The sequence below is a fragment of the Rhodococcus sp. JVH1 genome, from assembly GCF_000280725.2.
In the GTDB taxonomy this organism is placed as follows: Bacteria; Actinomycetota; Actinomycetes; order Mycobacteriales; family Mycobacteriaceae; genus Rhodococcus_F; species Rhodococcus_F jostii_A.
On the sequence record NZ_CP166289.1, the window covers coordinates 4,422,198 to 4,442,835 of the forward strand.

Annotated in this window: 14 protein-coding genes; 11 read left to right on the forward strand and 3 right to left on the reverse strand. The window is 66.4% G+C overall.

Features of this window, described 5'->3' with window-relative positions; all coding sequences use genetic code 11:
- Positions 1–141 precede the first annotated feature (141 nt).
- From JVH1_RS20395 to JVH1_RS20420, 6 genes are all read left to right on the forward strand, one after another.
- Positions 142–645, forward strand: a complete 504-nt coding sequence (locus tag JVH1_RS20395; protein WP_051033724.1) for a hypothetical protein — start codon at positions 142–144, stop codon at positions 643–645.
- Between the two features lie 148 nt (positions 646–793).
- The gene (locus JVH1_RS20400) at positions 794–4,078 is read left to right on the forward strand and encodes a protein kinase (RefSeq protein WP_009476346.1); all 3,285 of its coding nucleotides are present in this window, start codon (positions 794–796) and stop codon (positions 4,076–4,078) included.
- Between the two features lie 154 nt (positions 4,079–4,232).
- On the forward strand, positions 4,233–4,541 hold the full coding sequence (locus JVH1_RS20405) for a hypothetical protein (protein WP_043780069.1): 309 nt from the start codon (positions 4,233–4,235) through the stop codon (positions 4,539–4,541).
- Positions 4,542–4,669: 128 nt separating this feature from the next.
- Positions 4,670–5,857, forward strand: a complete 1,188-nt coding sequence (locus JVH1_RS20410) for an epoxide hydrolase family protein (RefSeq protein ID WP_009476344.1) — start codon at positions 4,670–4,672, stop codon at positions 5,855–5,857.
- Between the two features lie 218 nt (positions 5,858–6,075).
- Positions 6,076–9,315: a protein kinase gene (locus JVH1_RS20415; protein WP_009476343.1), complete on the forward strand. Its 3,240-nt coding sequence runs from the start codon at positions 6,076–6,078 to the stop codon at positions 9,313–9,315.
- Positions 9,312–10,319, forward strand: a complete 1,008-nt coding sequence (locus JVH1_RS20420; protein ID WP_237735207.1) for a YncE family protein — start codon at positions 9,312–9,314, stop codon at positions 10,317–10,319. Before JVH1_RS20415 ends, JVH1_RS20420 begins: the two co-directional genes overlap by 4 nt.
- Before the next feature lie 66 nt (positions 10,320–10,385).
- Here the strand turns inward: JVH1_RS20420 and JVH1_RS20425 are convergent, their stop codons facing one another.
- Complete coding sequence (locus JVH1_RS20425) at positions 10,386–12,131, reverse strand: PEP-utilizing enzyme (protein WP_009476341.1); 1,746 nt, start codon at positions 12,129–12,131, stop codon at positions 10,386–10,388.
- Between the two features lie 363 nt (positions 12,132–12,494).
- On the opposite strand from JVH1_RS20425, the gene surE reads away from it, so the two are divergent.
- Positions 12,495–13,274, forward strand: a complete 780-nt coding sequence (gene surE / locus JVH1_RS20430; protein WP_009476340.1) for a 5'/3'-nucleotidase SurE — start codon at positions 12,495–12,497, stop codon at positions 13,272–13,274.
- An 88-nt stretch (positions 13,275–13,362) separates the two neighbouring features.
- Here surE and JVH1_RS20435 read toward each other — a convergent pair whose 3' ends face one another.
- The gene (locus JVH1_RS20435; protein WP_009476339.1) at positions 13,363–13,995 is read right to left on the reverse strand and encodes a hypothetical protein; all 633 of its coding nucleotides are present in this window, start codon (positions 13,993–13,995) and stop codon (positions 13,363–13,365) included.
- Positions 13,996–14,041: 46 nt separating this feature from the next.
- Positions 14,042–15,547, reverse strand: coding sequence for an AMP-binding protein (locus JVH1_RS20440; protein WP_009476338.1), 1,506 nt, complete (start codon positions 15,545–15,547; stop codon positions 14,042–14,044).
- Positions 15,548–15,695: 148 nt separating this feature from the next.
- Here JVH1_RS20440 and JVH1_RS20445 point away from each other — a divergent pair, with 148 nt between their 5' ends.
- The 4 genes from JVH1_RS20445 to JVH1_RS20460 are packed head-to-tail and all read left to right on the forward strand — an operon-like array spanning position 15,696 to position 20,632.
- On the forward strand, positions 15,696–16,898 hold the full coding sequence (locus tag JVH1_RS20445) for a cytochrome P450 (RefSeq protein ID WP_009476337.1): 1,203 nt from the start codon (positions 15,696–15,698) through the stop codon (positions 16,896–16,898).
- On the forward strand, positions 16,891–18,321 hold the full coding sequence (locus JVH1_RS20450; protein WP_009476336.1) for an aldehyde dehydrogenase family protein: 1,431 nt from the start codon (positions 16,891–16,893) through the stop codon (positions 18,319–18,321). The genes JVH1_RS20445 and JVH1_RS20450 overlap by 8 nt, the downstream gene beginning before the upstream one ends.
- Positions 18,318–19,139, forward strand: a complete 822-nt coding sequence (locus tag JVH1_RS20455) for a coniferyl-alcohol dehydrogenase (protein ID WP_009476335.1) — start codon at positions 18,318–18,320, stop codon at positions 19,137–19,139. Before JVH1_RS20450 ends, JVH1_RS20455 begins: the two co-directional genes overlap by 4 nt.
- A complete protein-coding gene (locus tag JVH1_RS20460; RefSeq protein ID WP_043780065.1) occupies positions 19,136–20,632 on the forward strand; it encodes a pyruvate, phosphate dikinase in 1,497 nt (498 codons plus the stop codon). Before JVH1_RS20455 ends, JVH1_RS20460 begins: the two co-directional genes overlap by 4 nt.
- Positions 20,633–20,638: the final 6 nt, after the last annotated feature.

The following is a 20,638-nucleotide window of genomic DNA, read 5'->3' on the forward strand; positions in this document are numbered from 1 at the left end:
GCGAAGATCATCCTTCTCGCGGCCGACGCCGCCGGCCGCGCACGAGAGCGCGCGTGTTTAGTTGTGCGTAACACGAACTTTGCGGGTGGCGATGCAGTCGGTGAGCGTCTCATCGACCGTCCACCAGGGGGAGCAATTTCTATGCGCGTCGCACAACGTCTACGTCTCGTCGTTCTGGGAGGTGCCACGGCCGTGGCAGCCGCCGCATTCACGGCGCCCACTGCGGCAGCCGATCCGGTCGGGCCGGCCATCGGTCCGGCGCCGATCTCCGTCTACCAGATTCCTGCGATCGGGATGACGGTGAGCGGGCTGGTCGTTCCCGGTCCCTACTTCGGGTCGGTGCTCGCCGAGACCGCGAACGTTCCCGGCGAGACGACGTTCTCGGCGCCGTTTCGGCCGGAGCTCTGCTCGTCCAGCGCCGGCGGCGCCCTCGTCAGGGTCAGCTATCTCAACGTCTCCAGCGGCGACCGCGGGTCGGTAGTCGTGAAGCCGTGCGTGAATTTCCTGGAGCCCGCACCGGAACGCGCCACCGTGCGCACGGGTTCCGGTCCGGTTGCGTTCACAGTGTCCGTCATCGGTTCGGGGTTCTACCCGCGGGCCGGCCAGCCCTCGCTCCCCGGAGTCGGAGGCTTCGTCGCCCCCTGACCGGGAATCCTCGAGTACTCCGCCCAGGGTAGGTCGTAAGTCGGCCATCGGATGGGGGCGTCGGCGATATCCTTGGGTATCTCCTCGAGAGGCCAGCGGTGGTGCACTTCTTCGACAGTGGCTCGGACCGGAAGAATCGATCCGGTCGATGACCGACGACGATCCCTTCGCGACGCAACGCGACGCGTCGGGTTCGGTCACGGCCGATCTGGCGGCTGCCGGATTCGAGGACGCACAAGAGATCGGCCGCGGCGGTTTCGGCGTCGTCTACCGCTGCACCCAGGCGGCCCTCGACCGCACTGTGGCGGTAAAGGTCCTCACCGCCGACCTCGACGAGCAGAACCGGGAGCGTTTCGTCCGCGAGCAGCGCGCGGCGGGCAGGCTGACCGGGCACCCCAATGTCGTCAATGTCCTCCATGTGGGCGTCACCGACAACGGTCGGCCGTACATCGTCATGCCGTACCACGCCCAGGACTCACTCGACACGCGGATCCGCCGCCACGGACCTCTCCCGCTCGACGAAGCGCTGCGACTCGGGGTGAAGATGGCCGGTGCCCTCGAGACTGCCCACCGCCTCGGGATCCTTCACCGCGACGTCAAGCCGGGGAACATCCTGCTCACCGACTACGGCGAGCCGGCACTGTCAGATTTCGGCATCGCCCGTATCGCCGGCGGGTTCGAAACCACCGCCGGCGTCGTGACGGGTTCGCCGGCGTTCACTGCCCCCGAGGTGGTGACCGGCGAACCCCCGAGTGCCGCTGCCGACGTGTACGGCCTCGGCGCCACGTTGTTCGCTGCGATGACCGGTCACGCTGCCTTCGAACGGCGTAGCGGGGAGCAGGTGGTGGCCCAGTTCCTGAGGATTGCCGCCGAGCCCGGTCCGGACCCACGGAAGCACGGCATTCCCGAGGACGTCAGCACGATCATCGAACGTGCCATGTCCGGCACCTCGGAGGGCCGTCCCTCCGCCACGGAACTCGGTCAGCAACTCCGAGCATCTCAACGCCTCCATGGTTTTCCCGTCGACGAGATGGCACTGCACGCCGAAGCGGGAGCCGTGCAGCCAAAGGAGGACGTGAGGGTGCCGCCGCCTCACCAACTCGTCTCCCATGCACACGAATTCTTTCGCGAAGTGACAAGTTTCGTCGGACGCCGCAATGAAGTAGCCGCAGTCAAGGCGCGTCTGTCGGATTCCCGGATAGTGACCCTCACCGGATTTGGTGGGGTAGGGAAAACCCGGCTGGCGTGCCGCGTCGCCTCGGAAGTGCGCAGAACCTACACCGGCGGCGTCTGGTTTGTGGATCTCGCCGCGATCTCCACTCCAGACCTTGTCGTCAGTGCGATTACCGAGGCGCTCGACATTCGAGACGGAATGAATGCGGACGGTAGTCACTACCTGTTCGAATTCCTCGGTGGAAGAAATGCACTCATCGTTTTGGACAACTGCGAGCACTTGATCGAGGCGAGCGGAAGCGTCGCCGCCGAGATTGTTCGGCGGTCGGACCGTGTGGAGATCCTGGCAACCAGTCGGGAGCCTCTCGGTGTGCTGGGTGAGACCGTGTTCGAGGTACCCCCCATGCCGGTCCCCGACGAAGCTCAACTCGCCGACGGACTGAACGCCAAGAGCTTTCATTCCGAGGCGGTCGATCTTTTCGAGCAACGCGCTGCCTCCGTCGTCCCCGGATACACCCTCGACGACGTGAGCCGCCTGGAGGTTGCCCGCCTGTGCCAGCGGCTGGACGGCATCCCTCTGGCGATCGAACTCGCAGCGGTCCGGATCAGGTCCCTTCCCCTCGACCGCGTCCTGTCGCGCGAGGGCGCACTCTTCGAAATTCTGACGCGAGGAAACCGTGGCGGACCGGTACGGCATCAAACGCTGCGTGGCGCCATCGATTGGAGCTTCAATCTGTGCTCGCCGGAGGAACAAGCCCTGTGGGCGCGGCTGTCCGTCTTCGCGGGCGGGTTCGATTTCGATGCGGTCGAGAGCGTCTGCACCGATCCGGACATCGTTCCGGACGCGTTTGACCTGATCTCCAGTCTTGTCGAAAAGTCGGTCATTTCCACCGTTCAATCCGGATCCACCGTTCGATACAAACTGTTGGAAAGCATCAAGGACTACGCGGCCGAGAAACTTGCCGAGCACGGCGACGCGAATGCGTGGCGCAGGAATCATCGAGACTACTTCCTGCGTTTGGCCGAACGCAGCGAGAGCCAGTCACTGGGGTCAGGGCAGCTGGTATGGAACCGTCGTATGCGGCACGAGCGGGCGAATCTGCGGGCGGCGCTGGAGTACTGCCTGTCCACCTCCGGGGAGGCCCGAACCGGTCTTCGGATGGCGGGTGCGTTGTGGTTCTTCTGGAACGCGAGTGGCCTGCTGCGCGACGGGCGGTACTGGCTGACCCGGGCCTTGGAGGCCGACCGGGAGCCGAGCAGCGAGAGGGCGAAAGCGCTCTGGGTGATCGCGTGGAACGCCATGGTTCAGGGCGACAACCCGACCTCCAAGCAGTATTTGCTGGAATGCAGCGCAGTCGCGGAAGCGATCGGTGATCGAACCGCCCAGGCGTTTGCAGTTCAGTTCCGGGGTGCGGCGGAGATGCTCGGAAACGGAAATCTCGACGTCGCGCTGGAGTATCTGACTGCCGGCATGGCACTTCACGCAGAGTCAGGGGAAGTCAACTCCCTGACACTGCTGGGCGGCGCTCAGCTCGCTTTAGTGCACTGCCTGTCCGGAAACCTGGAACAATCCCTTGCCTGGGCGGACGACACCATCGCCTCAGGCAAGTCGCTGAAGGAGCACTTCTCGACGTCATGGGCGCTGTGGGCCCGCGGACTTGCCCTGTGGACCCAGCGCAAGTACCCGCAAGCTTCGGACTCGTTGAAAGAAGCGCTCGAACTGAAGCAGTCATTGAGCGACTGGTTGGGCGTGAGTACATGCACCGAGATTCTGGCGTGGATCGCGATCGAGGAAGCAAACCCCGTCCGATCCGCCCGCCTGCTCGGTATCGGGCGCACACTGTGCGGCGAGATGGGGAGCACTCCACTCTTCGGAAACGACACGTTGATCCGTACGCGGACTTCTTACGAACAACGCACCCGTCAGCTGCTGGGTGACTCTGCGTTCGAGAAAGAATCCCGGGCCGGTGAGCGTCTCGAACACCTCGCGTCGATCGAATTCGCGTTGCAAAAGCGCACGTCCAAGCCGGCGCCGGCCACTCCTGCAGCGAAGGTGAAACTCACACCTCGTGAAAAAGAAGTGGGAAAGCTGGTGGCTGAGGGACTGACGAACAAGGAGATCGCGGAAAGGTTGGTTATCTCGCCCCGTACCGCAGAAGGACATGTAGATCGCATCCTCACGAAGACCGGGCATCGATCCCGCGCGCAGCTTGCCGCCTGGATCGCCCGCGAGGAGAGCATCGAGTCCCGAAATCCGTAGTTCGGGCAGTGCCCCCGCTGCGTTGGGTGCGGACCCGGGCTGAACTCATCGAGGGCTTCGCTGGTCCCCGCGGGTACCTGCGTAGGAAATGCGGGTAGTGAAGCACGTAGATCTTCGCCGTCCCACTCGCCGCGCAATTGCGAGTCTTATCGGCATGAACAGCACACACCAACACCACATCAAGACACACACCACCAGCACCTCCTGGAAGCGGTTCGCCACCGTCGGAGTCGCCGCCGCCGCACTCGCCATCATCCCCGCCGGCGTCGCGGCCGCATCCACCAGCACGCCGGCGCCCATCCCCCTCGCAGCCGTCGCCAGCCACGACATCCCCCGCGATCACGACAACACCATGCAGCAGCGCCGGCACGACCGTCAACGCCACCAGAGGCAGGACCGCCGCGCCGAAATCACCATCGGCAACGAGATCCTCGACGGCTGGGGCAGCAGCACCCCGAGGTAGACGGTCGCACCGTCGAACGCTCCCCTGAGGGCCGAACCAACGTCATCGCTCCCTGGCCCCGTCAGAAGCGGCGCCAATCCAACGAAAACCCTTCTCGACCAACAACCAACACAGCAAGGAAACCCTTCATGTCTTTCACAACCGACGTCACCATCCGGCCGTTCACAGTCCAGTTCCCCGACTCCGAACTCGAGGCACTGCGTGAGCGCATCGAGACCACCCGCTGGCCCGAAACGGAAACCGTCGCAGATCAGTCGCAGGGCACACCGCTCGCGACGAGCAAGGCACTGGCGCAGTACTGGGCCTCGGAATACGACTGGCGCAAGGTCGAGGCGAAGCTGAATGCTCTGCCGCAGCACATCACTGAGATCGACGGGTTGGACATTCATTTCATTCACGTCCGCTCGAAGCACGAGGATGCGTTGCCGCTCGTCGTCACACATGGGTGGCCCGGTTCGATCGTCGAGCAGCTGAAGATCATCGACCCCCTGACCAATCCCACCGCCCATGGTGGTGACGCGTCGGATGCTTTCCATCTGGTGATTCCGTCGATGCCCGGTTACGGCTTTTCGGGCAAGCCCACGACGACCGGCTGGGGCCCCGACCGCATCGCACGTGCCTGGGTAGAGCTGATGAAGCGCCTCGGGTACAACCGGTACGTGGCACAGGGCGGGGACTGGGGTGCGATCGTGACAGAGGCGATGGCGGTGCAGGCGCCGCCGGAACTGCTCGGCATTCACACCAACATGGCCAAGGTGGTTCCACCCGAGATCGACCAGGCGCTCCTCACCGGGCATCCCGTGCCCGCCGATCTGTCCGACGACGAACAGGCTGCGTGCGACCAGCTCGCATTCTTCTATCAGCACATCGGCTACGCCGTGGAGATGGGGTCGCGGCCGGAGACACTGATCGGATTGGCGGATTCGCCCGTCGGTCTGGCCGCGTTCATGATCGACCACGACCCGGCGAGTTTGGCGCTGATCTCGCGGGTCTTCGCGGGACAGCCCGAAGGTCTGACGCGAGACGACATCCTCGACAACATCACCCTGTTCTGGCTGACGAACACGGCGTTGTCGGCGGCTCGTCTCTACTGGGAGAACAATGCCCCGTTCTTCGCCGCGGGTAGCGTCTCCATCCCGGTTGCCGTGAGCGTCTTTCCCGACGAGCTCTATCAGGCACCGCGCAGTTGGGCAGAGAAGGCCTACCCCAACCTCATCCACTTCAACAAGCTCGACAAGGGCGGGCACTTCGCCGCCTGGGAGCAGCCCCAGCATTTGGTAAACGAGCTCCGCGTGGGCTTGCGGTCGCTTCGATAACGACCAGGACGTGTGTGCCAGCGCACGAGCTGAGAGCGACCGGGTGGCTCATTCCGAGCCACCCGGTTCGCCTTCGGTTGTGCAGCCAACCCCGTGTTCACCATTCTCGTCGACTTCGCAGCGGTGCGGCGCGGCGATATCCTGGGGTACATCGTCGAGAGGTGAGCAGTGTGGCATTCGTTTGGCAGTGCCTCGAGCGGGATGAATCGATGTAGTCGATGACGGACGTCGATCCGTTCGCGACGCAACGCGACGTGTCCGGTTCGGTCACGGCGGAGTTGGCGGCGGCCGGATTCGAGGATGCCCAGGAGATCGGCCGCGGCGGTTTCGGCGTCGTGTACCGGTGCACGCAGGCTGCGCTCGACCGCACCGTGGCGGTCAAGGTCCTCACCGCAGACCTCGACGAGGAGAATCGGGCACGGTTCCTGCGTGAGCAGCGTGCGGCCGGCCGGCTGACCGGTCACCCCAACATCGTCAATGTTTTCCACGCCGGTGTCACCGATAACGGTCGGCCCTTCATCGTGATGCCGTACCACGCCCAGGGGTCGCTCGACGAGCGGATCCGGCGCCACGGGCCGCTCCCGCTCGACGAAGCGTTGCGACTCGGGGTGAAGATTGCCGGCGCCCTCGAAACTGCCCACCGGCTCGGGATCCTGCATCGCGATGTCAAGCCCGGGAACATCCTGTTCACCGACTACGGCGAGCCTGCGCTGACGGATTTCGGCATCGCTCACATCGCCGGTGGGTTCGAAACCACGGCCGGCGTCGTGACGGGTTCGCCGGCGTTCACCGCCCCCGAGGTGGTGGCCGGTGAGCCCCCGAGTGCTGCTGCCGATGTTTACGGCCTCGGTGCCACCCTGTTCGCGGCGATCACTGGTCATGCGGCGTTCGAACGCCGAAGCGGTGAGCAGGTGGTGGCACAGTTCCTGAGGATCACGTCCGAGCCGGTGCCGAACCCGCGCGAATACGGCATTTCCGAGGGGGTCAGCGCTGTCATCGAACGTGCCATGTCCGCAGACGCAGGCGCTCGCCCCTCCGCAGTGGAACTGGGTCGGCAACTCCGCGAGTCCCAACTGCAGCACGGCTTCCCGGTCGACGAGATGGCAATGCATGCGGAACCGGGGGCAGAGCATGGCGTAGAGCCAGTCCGGCCGTCGTGGTCGCCGGCGGATTCGGGCCGAACGGGTGGACTTCCGCTGGAGCTGACCAGTTTCGTCGACCGCCGCACGGAACTCGCCGAGGCGACGAACTTGCTCTCGACGTCGCGGCTGGTGACGTTGACCGGAATCGGCGGGGTGGGAAAGACCCGGCTTGCTCTGCGTGCAGCCGCCAAAGCGAAACGAAACTTCTCAGACGGTGTGACACTGGTGGAACTGGCTGAGCTGCTGGACGATTCGCTGGTCGGGGGGGTCGTAGCGGCCGCTCTGGGATTGCGTGACCAGTCTGCGCGACCTTCACACGAGGTGCTCGTCGAGTTCCTTGCCCCGCGTGAAGTGTTGCTCGTGCTGGACAACTGCGAGCAGGTGGTGGACGCGGCCGCGAAACTCGCCGAAATCCTGCTGCGCACGTGCCCTCGGCTGCGAATTCTCGCGACGAGTCGCGAACCGCTCGGAATCGGTGGGGAAACAGCCCTTCTTATTCCCCCGTTGCCCGTCCCGGATCCCGATCACCTGCCGAAAGGACTGCCCCGCAACGATGCGGTCACCCTCTTCGCGGAACGCGGCGCCGCCGTAGTCCCCGGATTCGAGCTCACCGAGGAGAACAAGGTCACCATCGCCCGAATCTGTCAGCGGCTGGACGGGCTGCCGCTACCGATCGAACTGGCGGCGGCCCGGCTACGCGCGATGACACCCGATCAGATCCTGCAGCGTCTCACCGATCGTTACCTACTCCTCACTCGCGGCAGCAGGGACGCGCCTTCCCGGCAGCAGACGTTGCGGATGTGCATCGACTGGAGTTACGACCTGTGCACACCTGCGGAACAACGGATGTGGGCGCAGCTCTCCGTGTTCGCGGGCAGTTTCGAACTCGAGGCCGCGGAACAGGTCTGCGATGGCGACGACGCAAACGACCTCCTCGACACCGTGACGTTTCTCGTCGACAAGTCGATCCTGACGAGAGAAGAGTCGGGTTCCGCGGTGCGGTTCCGAATGCTCGAGACCCTGCGCGCCTACGGGCGGGAAAAGATGCAGGAGAGGGGCGACTACACCGCGCTTCGCCGTCGACACCGCGACTGGTGTGAGCGGCTGGCGGTCGAGGCGGAAACCGAATGGATCAGTTCCCGGCAGCTCGCGTTGATCGCCAGACTGACTCGGGAACAACCGAATATCCGTGAGGCGCTGGATTTTTGCATGTCCGACAGTCCCGCAACGGGAGTGCGGATCGCTGCCGCACTGTACCCGTTCTGGCTGTCCCGGGGATTGTTCAGCGAGGGTCGGCGATGGCTCGGTCGCCTCCTCGCTCGAGAACCGGCAGAGCCTACCGGCGATCGCGTCAAGGCGCTCTACGCCGGCAGTATGCTGGCCGGAGTGCAGGGCGACATTTCCGTGTCGGACGCGCTGGCGGAGCAAGCGCAGGCGGTTGCCGCTCAGTCGAGCGACCCGCTGGTGCGTGCGCACGCCGACCACGCGGCCGGCTACGCGGCACTGTTCGCCGGGCGCCTTTCCGACGCCCGCGCACATCTCGAGAAGGCTGTCCGAGGGTTCACGGCACGCAACGACCTCTACGAGGTCGCCGCAGTCGTGGGTCTCGGCATGACGCACGACCTCGTGAACGACACGGAACGAGCCGTCGAATGCCATGAGCGCGTCCTCGCGATCACCGAGGCGCAGGGCGAATCGGTGTATCGGTCGTATTCGCTGTGGGCGCTGGCTGTCGCGGTGTGGCGGCTCGGGGAGAGCGCACGGGCGTCGCAGCTCCTCGGGCAGGCTCTCCAGATCGACCGTCGCGTGAACGACCGGCTCAGCGCCAGTGTGTGCCTGCAGGCGCTCGCGTGGCTCGCCGCGGAGGAACACAATATGGAACGAGCGGTCGTATTGATGGGCGCCGCAGACGAGTGCATCCGATCGGTGGGCAGTTCGACGGTGTTGGTGCCCGGCATGAGCGTGTACCAGGACGAGTGCGAACGCCGGACCCGAGAGGCGATGAGTGAGCAGGCCTTCGCCGCGGCCCGCAGAAAGGGTGCGGCGCTCGGCTTCGACGCAGCAGTCGCCTACGCGCTGGGCGAGCAGGTTTCGCCCTCTCCGACGTCCGCCGGTCCGTCGCCCACACCGACGAAGCGGGAGCGTGAGGTTGCCGCCCTCATCGCCGAGGGGCTGACCAACAAGGAGATCGCCGCGCGGCTGGTGATCTCGCCCCGCACCGCACAGGGGCACGTGGAACATCTCCTGACGAAGCTGGGGTTCAATTCCCGCGCGCAGATCGCGGCGTGGGTCGTGGAATCGCAGGTGGAGGGGTGATCAGGGCGACCGGGCCACGCGGCAGGCGAGCGGCCCCGATTGCCGTGGCCGCGATGCTCCTCACTGTGGCGGCGTGCGGGCAGTCGCGGAGCGACTCCGCCGTCGACCATGCGCCGCTGGGGAAACCCACGGTCACGGCCACGGTGAGTGCCGGAAAGGGACCACTCCTCGATGTGACGGTGGACCCGTCCACCGGTACCGCCTATGTCACCAGCAGCGGTGACGACTTGTTGTCGCTGATCGACGCCGACGGCGGCATCAGTGCCATCGAGGTGGGCCGGGCACCGAGCGGGGTGGCGGTGGATCCGTCCACCCACACCGCCTACGTGACGAGTCTGGCGGAGGGTGCGGTGTCGGTGGTCGATCTCGGATCCCGGGCCGTCACGGCCACCATCCCCGTCGGTGCCCTACCCCAGGGCATCGAGGTGGATCCGTCGACCCACACCCTCTACGTCGCCAACGTCGAAGACGGGTCGGTGTCCGTCATCGACACCGAGACCCGCACCGTCTCCGCCACCGTCGAGGTCGGGGACCGACCCGGGGGAATGGGCGTCGATCCGTCGACCCACGCGCTGTACGTCGCGACGACGGGTCCGGGTGGGACGGTGTCGGTGATCGATGCCGAAACCCTCGCCGTGACAGACACGATCGCCGCCGGCCGCAGTCCTCACGACGTGGCGGTGGATGCCTCGACCCGGACGGCCTTCGTGCCGGATGCAGACGACGGTTCGGTATCGGTGATCGACCTCGAAACCCTCACTGTCACAGACACCCTCCGGGTCGGGACGCAACCCTACGGGGCGACCGTCGACCCATCGGCGCACACCGCGTACGTCACCGACATAGATGACAATTCGGTGTCGGTCATCGACACCGAGACCCGCACCGTCGCCGACACCGTCCAGGTCGGGAGCGGTCCGCAGGGTGTGGCCGTGGACCCGACCAGCCACACCGCCTACGTCGTCAACCTGGCCGACGATACGGTGTCGGTGATCGAGCGGTAGGAGTGTCGGTTTCTCCACCGCAGCCGAGGGAAGGGGCGGGACCGCCGGAGGCCGGGTGGAGCGCTGTCAGTTCGCGTTCTCGATGATCGTAACAGTGCCGGTGGTGCCGTCGACCTCGACGAGGGCGCCGTCGGGGATCTTCTTCGTGGCATCGGTGGCGGAGACGATGCAGGGGATCCCGATTTCCCGGCTGACGATCGCGGCGTGGGAGAACGGTGCGCCGACATCGACGACCACGGCAGAAGCGGCGACGAACAGTGGCGTCCAGGACGGGTCGGTGATCGGGGCGATGAGGATCTCCCCGGGCTCGAGAGCGGAAGGGTCGTCCGCTGTGGTGAGAACCCGTGCGCGGCCGCGGGCGATACCGGTGCAGCCGGACACACCGACGATCGAATCCCCCGCTGCGAGGATGGTGCCGGCGCCACTGGATCGGCGTTCCCAGTTCTCCAGGGGCGGAACTTCTTCGGACACGACGAACGGCGGCTTCACGTCGAAGAGTTCGATGTAGCTCTTCTCCCGCTCACGCACGATGTCGGTGAACGCGGTGGGATCGGTCAGGTAGTCGTCGAGTTCGTCGGCGAAGAGCATGAAGATCTGCTCGACGCTGTCGAGCGCCCCGGCCTCCACCCCGCGGCGTCCGAGCTCCCGTGCCGGGAGACGGATTTCGTGGATCACCATGGCGGCGGTGGTGCGACCGCGTTCACGGCCGCGCAGCCAGAGCGCTGCCGCATTGAGCGTCGCCTCGAACTGGGCGGAGGTCTCCGGGTCTTCGGCCAGAAGTTCCCGAATCGCCGTGGCCGCAGCTTCACGTTCCTGGGAGCGGGTGACGCCCTTGCCGTCCGGTGCCTCGTCGTCGCCGACCTGACGCATCCGGTCGATGGTGGCCAGCGCGAGTGCCGGCTTCACTCCCCACGTCTGGGCGCGGATCTCCCATTCGGCGGGACCGCGGAAGTCCCAGTCGGACAGAAACGCATCGAGGTCGTGACGGAACGCGACGACGGCGGGATCGGTGCTCACCGACAGTCGCGAGTACAGATCGGTACTGCCCTCGTCGAACAGGGCGGCCACGGCGGGGGCCTGGGCCGAGCGGCTCAGGGTCCACATCCGCTTGGACGGGCCGGTGGAGTCGACGTCGCCGATGCCGCCGACGAGGGTCAATGCGAGCTCCGGCCGTCCGACTGCCGCGGCGATTTGAGCGACCGCACCCAGTCCCACACCCGATTTCAGGCTCGCTTCGATGTGGCGCTTGAACAGCGGCCGCAGGATGTAGTCGAATGACGTGATGCGTTCCCGCAACTGCTGATCGGTCAGCGTGGTCATGTCCGGACGGTCGGCTCGGATGCGCTCGACGTCCTGCCGGTCGGCGTCGTACTCGGACAGGTCGGTTGCACCGATGACCTCTTCGAGGAGCCAGGCCCCGGCGCGGGCTTCGAACTCAGGGTTCTCGTCGAAGTCGCGCTTCTCGCTCTCGTAGCTGGGGATGCCGGGCATGTCGCCGAAATATTGCAGGTCGACCGCTTCGGGCGACATGCCCGGAACGCGCACGCCGAAGAGTCGCATCAGAGACATGTTGATGTACAGGTAGCTGCCGAAGGCGGGGAGGATGTTCTTCTCGACGGTCTCGTCGTAGAGGTCGTGATCCCAGACCTTGCAGTCGACGAAGGCGTCACGCCAGCCGGGTTCGAGATTGTGCTGGAATCCCGCCGAGGCGTTCAGCGGGCTGATCGGATCGGGAAAGATCTCCCCGACGTTCGCTCGCGAGTACAGGGGAAACACCTTCGACACTGTGTCGTTGATGGGCCACTCAGCCATGCGATGCCTTCTTTCAGGACAGGAGTGCGTAACACCGGTCTGCGCCGGAAGCGATCTCTGCGTCGCTTCGTTTAGCGACTGTAAGTTCACATTCTTATGTGAGTGGCGTCACTCTGTCAAGGATGGGAGGTGTGCGGCGTTGTGGCTGGTGTCTATCGATACGCGCACGGTAGGAGCCGCGTTACGCCGTGTTCCGACCGGATGCGCAGCACCGCCGGGACGTCGACTGAGGCTTCCGGGTCGTGGGGGGTTCGGGAGAATCGCTCCCCCTATGGACAGAAGTGTGAACGCTGAGTCACAATCGTGGGGATACGAGGTTCGCTGGCGTCTGTCGTGGAGGTCGGCCGGAAGGAGAGCGCACGCATGCGCATTTTGGTGACCAACGACGACGGGATCGACGCCCCCGGGCTGCACGCAGTGGCGACGGCACTACTGGCGGAGGGACACGACATCACGATCGCGGCTCCGGCCGAGGAGTGCAGTGGCAGCGGTTCGTCGCTGGGCACCCTCGAACACGGCGCGGCGATCGGGTACGAGCATCGCCGGTTCGCGCACCTCCCCGGAGTGGAGGCGATCAGCTTCGACGCTCCGCCGGCCTTCGCCGTGTTCTCCGCGTGCGCGGGGGTCTTCGGGCCTGCTCCCGACCTCGTCGTCAGTGGCATCAATCCCGGTCACAACACCGGTCGCATGGTCTTGAACTCGAGCACGGTGGCCGCCGCGTTGACAGCGTCGACGCTCGGAGTCCGCGGTCTCGCCGTCAGTTGCGGGTTTCCGCCGGCGCACCGTTTCGATACCGCGAGCAAGGTCGCCGTCGACGTCACGCGATGGATGATCGCGCACAGTGCCCCGCGGACCGTGCTGAACGTCAACGTTCCGGACGTCGACCTCGCCGCACTGGAGGGTGCGCGCATCGCGCCCCTCGCCCCGCGTGGACTGCTCGGGTTGACGTTCGAGAAGAGCCCCGACAGCGTGCGACTTCTGCGCTACGCCAACACCGAACGGCTCGGCACCGGCACCGATTCGGCGCTGGTGCGCGACGGTTACGTGGCGATCAGCGCATTACAAGCCGTCGTCAGTGCACCGGAAGATCTCGATGTCGCCGCGTACGTCGAAACGCGCCTACCACTCGCCGCTGATCGGTAGACGCGCTGATCCCTGGACGCATTCGACGCAAGACGCGAGTAAAGGAGTGGCTGGTCGCGCACCGGCCACTCCTTTATTCGTCGGTCCGTCACCCCTCGTCGGCCGTGCCCCGAGTGCGACCGGAGCTGAGGATGAGGTCCTCGTGCAATTCCATCCAGATGTCGTGGTAGCTGTCGTACATCGGCCGGGCGAATGCGGCGTTGTCGCCGGAGCGAACGCGGTCGAGTGCGGCGGTGAGCCGGGGCAGATAGCGGCCGAACCGCGGCAGGGCTTCCGCCAGGTCCTGCAGCGGTGGCCGGAGTTCGGCGTCCGTCGCCGCGAGCTGGTCGACGACCTCCGCGTCGTAGGCGGGGTCGGAGTGGTCGTTCGGGGTGTCGTCGCTGCGCATCTGCCAACGCCGGCACACCTGTTTGAACTCCGAGTTGATCGGCAAGAAGCGTTCGTAGAAGGCTTCCAGTGCGCCGGCGCCGCCTGCGGTGCCGGCGTCGGAGGCGAGGACGCGCAGATGTTCGGCCTTGCCCGCGGGGGTCAGCATCGATCCCGCCATCCGGCCTTCCCTGCGTACGACGAAACCCTGCTCGACGAGCGGGTCGACCACCGCCGGAAGGTCCTCGACCGCGACGCCGGACAGCGCGCTGAGCACGCCGTCACCGGCCAGGCCCTTCACGCGCAGGGAATGCAGGACGTCGAAGACGATCTGGTCTTGCTGGGTGTGAACCATGGTCTGGCTCCTGTTCGATTCGGTCGGCGAAAGGGTCGTGCACCGGTTACGAGCCGGCGAGATAGGGCGAGCGCAGTGCCTTCTTGTTGAGTTTGCCCGTCGGAAGCCGAGGCAGGCGCTCGACGAAGTCGATCGACCGCGGCGCCTTGTAGGTGGCGAGCGTCGCCCGGCAGTGATCGATGAGCCGGGTTTCCGTGGCCTCGCCTGGCGAAACCCCCTCGCGGAGTTGGACCATCGCCTTGACCTGCTCGCCGAACTCGGGGTCGGGAATTCCGAACACGGCCGCGTCGACGACGTCCGGGTGGCGCAGCAGGGCTGCCTCGATCTCCTCGGGGTAGATGTTGACCCCGCCGGAGATGATCATGAAACTCTCGCGTCCGACGAGGTACAGGAATCCGTCGGCGTCGAGGTAGCCCCGGTCGCCCATGCTCTTCCAGCTGGCGGCGGCGTCGTCGCCGGAGTTCACGTACACGGTCGATCCCGGTGGCTCGAACCACACCTTGCCGATCTCACCGGCCGGTTGCGGTGTGCCCTCGTCGTCGGTGATGTGCACAGTTGTGCCACCGAGGGGCCTGCCCACCGACCCGGGGTGATCGGCGGATTCGGCGGCGGAGACGTAGGTGTGCCCGTATCCCTCGGAGGCGCCGTAATACTCGTGCAGGATCGGCCCCCACCACTGGTTGATCTGTTCCTTGACTTCCACCGGGCACGGCGCGCCGGAGGTGAAGGCGGTGGTGTGCGTCGGCGACAGCGTGATGGCCTCGCGGTCCGGCAACCGGAGAATCCGCAGCAACATGGTCGGCACCCACTGCGAATGGGTGACGCCGTGCGCGTCGATCGCGGCCATCGCCGCCGCCGCGTCGAAGCGTTCCATACATACGACCGTGCCGCCCGCGGCCATCGTCATGAGCTGAAACGTGAACGGTGCAGCGTGGTAGTTCGGGGCGGGTGACAGCAGCACGGTGTCCGAGTCGATGCCCAGCTCTGCGGCGAGCCCGGCGTGGCGGGAGGGTGCATCGGCGGGGTGGATGTCGAGCAGCTTCTGCCGGAACGCCTTCGGCCTGCCTGTCGTGCCACCGCTGTAGAGGACGCGGGCGCCGAACCGCTCGTCGGCGATCGGTGTCGTCGGGTGCGGTGCGATCGCCGCGGCGAAGTGCTCGAACCGGGTGCCGGGATCCGTGCACAGGATCAGCGCCGAGCGACCGGCCGGGAGTGCCTCGGCGACCGTCTCGGCGAGCGAACCGCTGGTCACCACTGCGTCCGGCGACGCCTCTTCGAGGAGGGCAGCGAGTTCGGTGGCGCCGAGGTGCCAATTCACCGGTGTGACATACAGGCCCGAGCGCATGCCTGCCGCGACGATCACGGGCCATTCGATCCGGTTCTCCAGCACCAGCACGATCGAGTCGCCCGGGGCCACACCCCGGCTGCGCAGCAGATGGGCCAGTTGGTTGGACTGTTCGTCGAGCTGACGGTAGGTGAGCGAGGCGCCTGAACCGGCCATCACGAACGCGCGGGAATCGGGGTGCTCGGCGGCGATTGCGGGTGGGTACACAAGACCTCTTTTGTGAATTGTTAGTCACTATCAAGGTCAGGCTACAAGCGAATCGGCTCATCGTACAAGGGGTGTTTGCAAAAAGGCCGATCTGTGATTTAGTGAAACAGATGTCACAAACGAACGTGACCGTGACGGGAGACATCCAATGACAACCAGCAGCGATATCGACCTGATGGACCTGCGGGCCTTCGAATCCGGGTACGCCGATGACGTGTTTGCGCAACTGCGCGAACACGATCCGTTGCACTGGAATGCGGAGCCGAACGGACCGGGTTTCTGGTCGGTGACGCGGTACGCCGACGTCAAGGCCGTCGCCTCCGACCACGAGACCTTCACCGTCACCGAGGGGACGCAGATCGCGAGCCGCCGCGCCGAGGGTGAGGGTGCGCGCAGCATTCACCACGTCGACCCGCCCGAACACGGCCCGCTGCGCAAGATCGTCACGCCGCACGTGCGTCCGGCGAAGGTCAAGGCGCTGGTCCCGGACATCGAGGCGGTCATCGACGGGCTGCTGAACAAGGCCGTCGGCGCCGGGCCGATCGACATGGTCGCCGAAATCTCCGCGCAGCTTCCCCTGGTGATGATCGGCCGACTGCTCGGCGCCCCGCTCGAGGACTGCCCGAACCTACTCCGATGGACCAATCAGATGGCGTCGGAAGACCCCGACTACTCCGAGGGACCCGAGACCGCGGTCCGCGCCCGCGACGAGGTCTTCGCCTACTTCCGCGCCCTCGAAGAGGAGCGGCGCGCCTGCCCGGCCGACGACCTGGTCAGTGTGCTCACCGCGGCGGAACTCGACGGCGTCCGGCTCAGCCGCGGCTACCTCGACGCGTACTACCTGATCCTGATGGTCGCCGGCAACGAGACCACCCGGAATCTGCTCTCCGGCGGTGTACTGGCGTTGCACGAGAACCCGCAGTGGTGGCAGGAACTTCGGGAGAACCCCGGCAAGATCCGGACCGCCGTCGAAGAAATGGTGCGGTGGGTCTCGCCGGTGCTGTCGATGCGTCGCACCGCCACGCGAGATGTGGAAATGCACGGCAAGTCGATCCGGGCCGGCGACAAGGTCGTCATGTGGTTCTGCTCGGCGAACCGGGACGAGCGAGTATTCGACGAGCCGAATGTGTTTCGCGCCGATCGATTCCCGAACGAACACCTCGGTTTCGGTTGGGGTGAGCATGCCTGCCTCGGAGCGCACCTCGCGCGCCTCGAAGCGAAGCTGTTCTTCACCGCGCTCGTCGAACGCGGCATCGACATCAGTGTGGTCGATGCCCCGAAGCGCCTGCAGAGCAACTTCTTCCGCGGCATCAAGTCCCTTCCCGTGACGATGGAGCGGCACCGTGGCTGACCTACTCGACAGGGCAGGGTGCCTGATCGACGGCGATTGGTTCGTACCGGCCGGACCGGTTATCGAGGTGATCGACCCGTTCACCGAGACCGTGATGGGTGAGGTCGTCGACGCCGGATCCGACGTCGTCGACGACGCCGTGCGATCGGCTGCGGCCGCCCATCCGGAGTGGCGGCGCACTGACGTCACCGATCGGGCGGAGTTGCTCGACCGTGCGGCGGATCTGCTCACCCGTGACGGCCCGGCGATCGCCGCGCTGGTCAGCCGGGAGATGGGAATGCCGATCTCGCTGGCCGAGGTCACCCAGGCGCAGCTACCCGCCGACGTGCTGCGGGCCACTGCCCGCACTGCCCGCGTCTTCCCGTGGTCGCAGGATATCGACGGGGCCACCCTGGTCCGTCGCGGCAGCGGGGTGGTCGGTGCGATCACGCCGTGGAACATGCCGGTCCACCAGATCGTCGCCAAGGTCTCGGCGGCTCTCGCCGCCGGATCGACCGTGGTGCTCAAGGCGTCGGAGATGACCCCGTACGACGCGAACGCTCTCGCCCAGCTCTTCCTCGAGGCTGGACTTCCGCCCGGGGTGTTCAACGTCGTGACCGGAACCGGCGCGGTCACCGGAGCCGCGCTGGCGGCGCACCTGGACCTCGCACACGTCTCCTTCACGGGCAGTGTGGCCGCAGGCCGCGCGGTCGCCGGGCTCGCAGCAGCCACACTGACCCGCTGCACCCTCGAACTCGGAGGCAAATCCCCGGCGGTGGTGCTACCCGACGCCGACCTGCACGCCGCGCTCACCGGGGCGGTGACGTCCGGCCTGGTGAACTCCGGTCAGGCCTGTAACGCCACCACCCGCCTGCTGATCCCGGCACACCTGGCCGCCGACGCCGTCGACATCCTCGAAGATGCAGCCGCGCAGCAGGTTCTGGGAGATCCTGCGGACCCCCGCACTCGACAGGGTCCGCTCGTGTCGGCGCGCCAACGTGACCGCGTCCTCGATCACGTCGCCGACGCGGTGGCCGCCGGCGGGCACCTGCTGACCGGCACGGGAAAACCGTCCGAGTCGTGCCCTACCGGTTATTTCGTCGATCCCACCATCATCACCGGCCTGCCCGAGGACGCCCGCGCCATCCGTGAGGAGATCTTCGGCCCGGTCCTTGCCGTGCAGATCTACACCGACGTCGACGATGCCGTCCGCATCGCCAACGACTGCGCATACGGTCTGTCCGCCGAAGTGTGGTCCGGCGACGTCGAACGCGCTCGCGCCGTGGCCGGGCGACTCGACGTCGGACAGGTGAAGATCAACGGGGTCCGGACCCGTAACCGGCCCACAGTCCCCTTCGGTGGCGTCAAGGATTCCGGTTACGGCCGCGAACTCGGCCACCTCGGCATCGAGGAGTTCACCGACGTGACGGCGGTAATGTCATGACCGGAAACAGTGTCACCGGAAGCAGTGTCACCGGAAACGTCGTCGTCACCGGCGCCGCGTCGGGAATCGGCCTCGCACTTGCCGACCAGCTGAGTGTCTCCGGCGCAACGGTATTCGCCCTCGACCGCCGCGACTGCCCGCTCGGTTCGGTGCACAGCATCGTGTGCGATCTCACCGATCCCGCCTCGATCGGCGACGCCGTTGCCGCCCTGCCCCCCGACATCGCCGGACTGGCCAACGTCGCAGGTGTGCCGGGCACGGCCGCGGCGCAGACCGTGCTGACGGTCAACCTCCTCGGAGCCCGCCTCCTGACCGGACAACTGCTCCCGCGAATGGCGGCGGGCACGGCGATCGTCAACGTCGCCTCCGTTGCCGCCCACCGCAACACCCAGTCCCCGGACGCGATAGACGAACTCCTGCGCGTGCGCGACTGCACCGACCTCCAGGGTTGGCTGAGGGATCACCCGGTCGAGGGTCCGGACGCGTACGACACTTCCAAACGCGCACTGATCGACTGGACCCAACTGCTGTCCGCGAAGCTCAACTCGCACGGCATCCGGGTGCTGTCGGTGAGTCCGGGGCCGGTGGAGACACCGATCCTGGCCGACTTCGAGGCGAGCATGGGCACCGACGCGATGCAGCGTTCACACGACGCCGTGGGCAGGCACGGATACCCGCACGAGATCGCCGCGGTGGTCGCGTTCGCGCTCTCCCCGGCCGCCTCCTGGCTCAACGGCATCGACATCCCCGTCGAAGGTGGGCTCTTCGCCACCCGAGCAGCCGCCAAATCCCCCGTTTTCGAAGGACTCTCGATATGACCTCCTCTGCAACGCCCCCGGGTGACGTGATCACTCTCGACGGCACCTTCCCTGGGACGCGGGACGAACTGGGCGGCAAGGCCTACAGCGTCAACAAGATGCGGGCGATGGGCCTGCCGGTACCACCGGCATTCGCACTGCCCACCCACGTCTGCTCGATCTATCACGACAACGGGCGATCACTGCCCGACGAGATCTGGCAGGACGTGCTCACCCACCTGCGCAAACTCGAATCCGAGACCGGCCGCCGGTTCGGCGCGGGTCCGTCCCCGCTGCTGGTGTCCGTCCGGTCCGGGGCCGCCCAGAGTATGCCGGGCATGATGGACACCGTCCTCAACCTCGGCCTGAACCCGGAGTTGTGCACCGTCCTGGCCGAGGAGACCGGCGATCCGCAATGGGCGAACGACACCTGGGAACGCTTCTGCCACAGCTACGCAGCCATCGTCGTCGGCACACCCGGTGCCCAGCCGCCGACCGACCCGGTCGAACAGCTGCGGGCGGCGATCGGTGCCGTCTTCGACTCCTGGACCAACGAGCGCGTCAAGGCCTACCGCGCTCGTCACAACCTCGGCACCGGCGCGGGAACGGCAGTCACCGTGCAGGCCATGGTGTTCGGTAACCGCGACGAGCGGTCCGGTACCGGGGTGATGTTCAGCCGCAATCCCGCCACCGGCGACAACGTGCTCTACGGAGAGTGGCTGGCCAAGGCGCAGGGCGAGGACGTCGTGTCCGGGGAGAAGACTCCTGCGTCGCTGGAGACGGTCGGCGACATTCTCCCCACCACCTACCCCGAGCTCGAGCGCATCGCGGACACCCTCGAACGCGAGCACCGTGACCTCGTCGACATCGAATTCACCGTCGAGAGCGGCCGACTCTACATCCTGCAGTGCCGGGCCGGGAAACGCTCGCCCCGCGCCGCCGTGCGCGTGGCCGTCGACCTGGTGCGGGAAGGCGTCATCTCCCCCGCCGAGGCGTTGACCCGGGTGTCCGCGGAACAGGCTGCGAGCCTTGCGAATACCAGCGGTGTACGCGCCGGCCATACTGTGCTCGCGACCGGTACCGCTGCCGGCCCGGGCGTGGCCGTCGGACTGGCCGTCAGCGACCTCGACCAAGCGCTCGACCTGGCGGCGGCGGGCACGCCGGTGGTGCTGGTGCGTCCGTCCACCGCGCCGGACGACGTCCCCGCAATGTTCGAATCCGTCGCCGTGGTCACCGAACTCGGCGGTAGCACCTCGCACGCTGCGCTGGTGTGCCGGGAGATCGGGCTGCCGTGCGTGGTCGGTGCCGGAGCGGGCACGGTTGCGACACTGACCGGGCTGACGGTGACCGTCGACGGCGCCACCGGTTCGGTGTACGAAGGGGACGCACTGCACTCGGATGACGAGGCGGACACGGACGAACATCTGTCGGAACTGCTGAGCTATCTGCCCGACCCGGTTCCGGTCGATCACCCGTTGGCGCCGTTGCGCGCGGAACGCCTCGAGCGGGCATAACGCGAG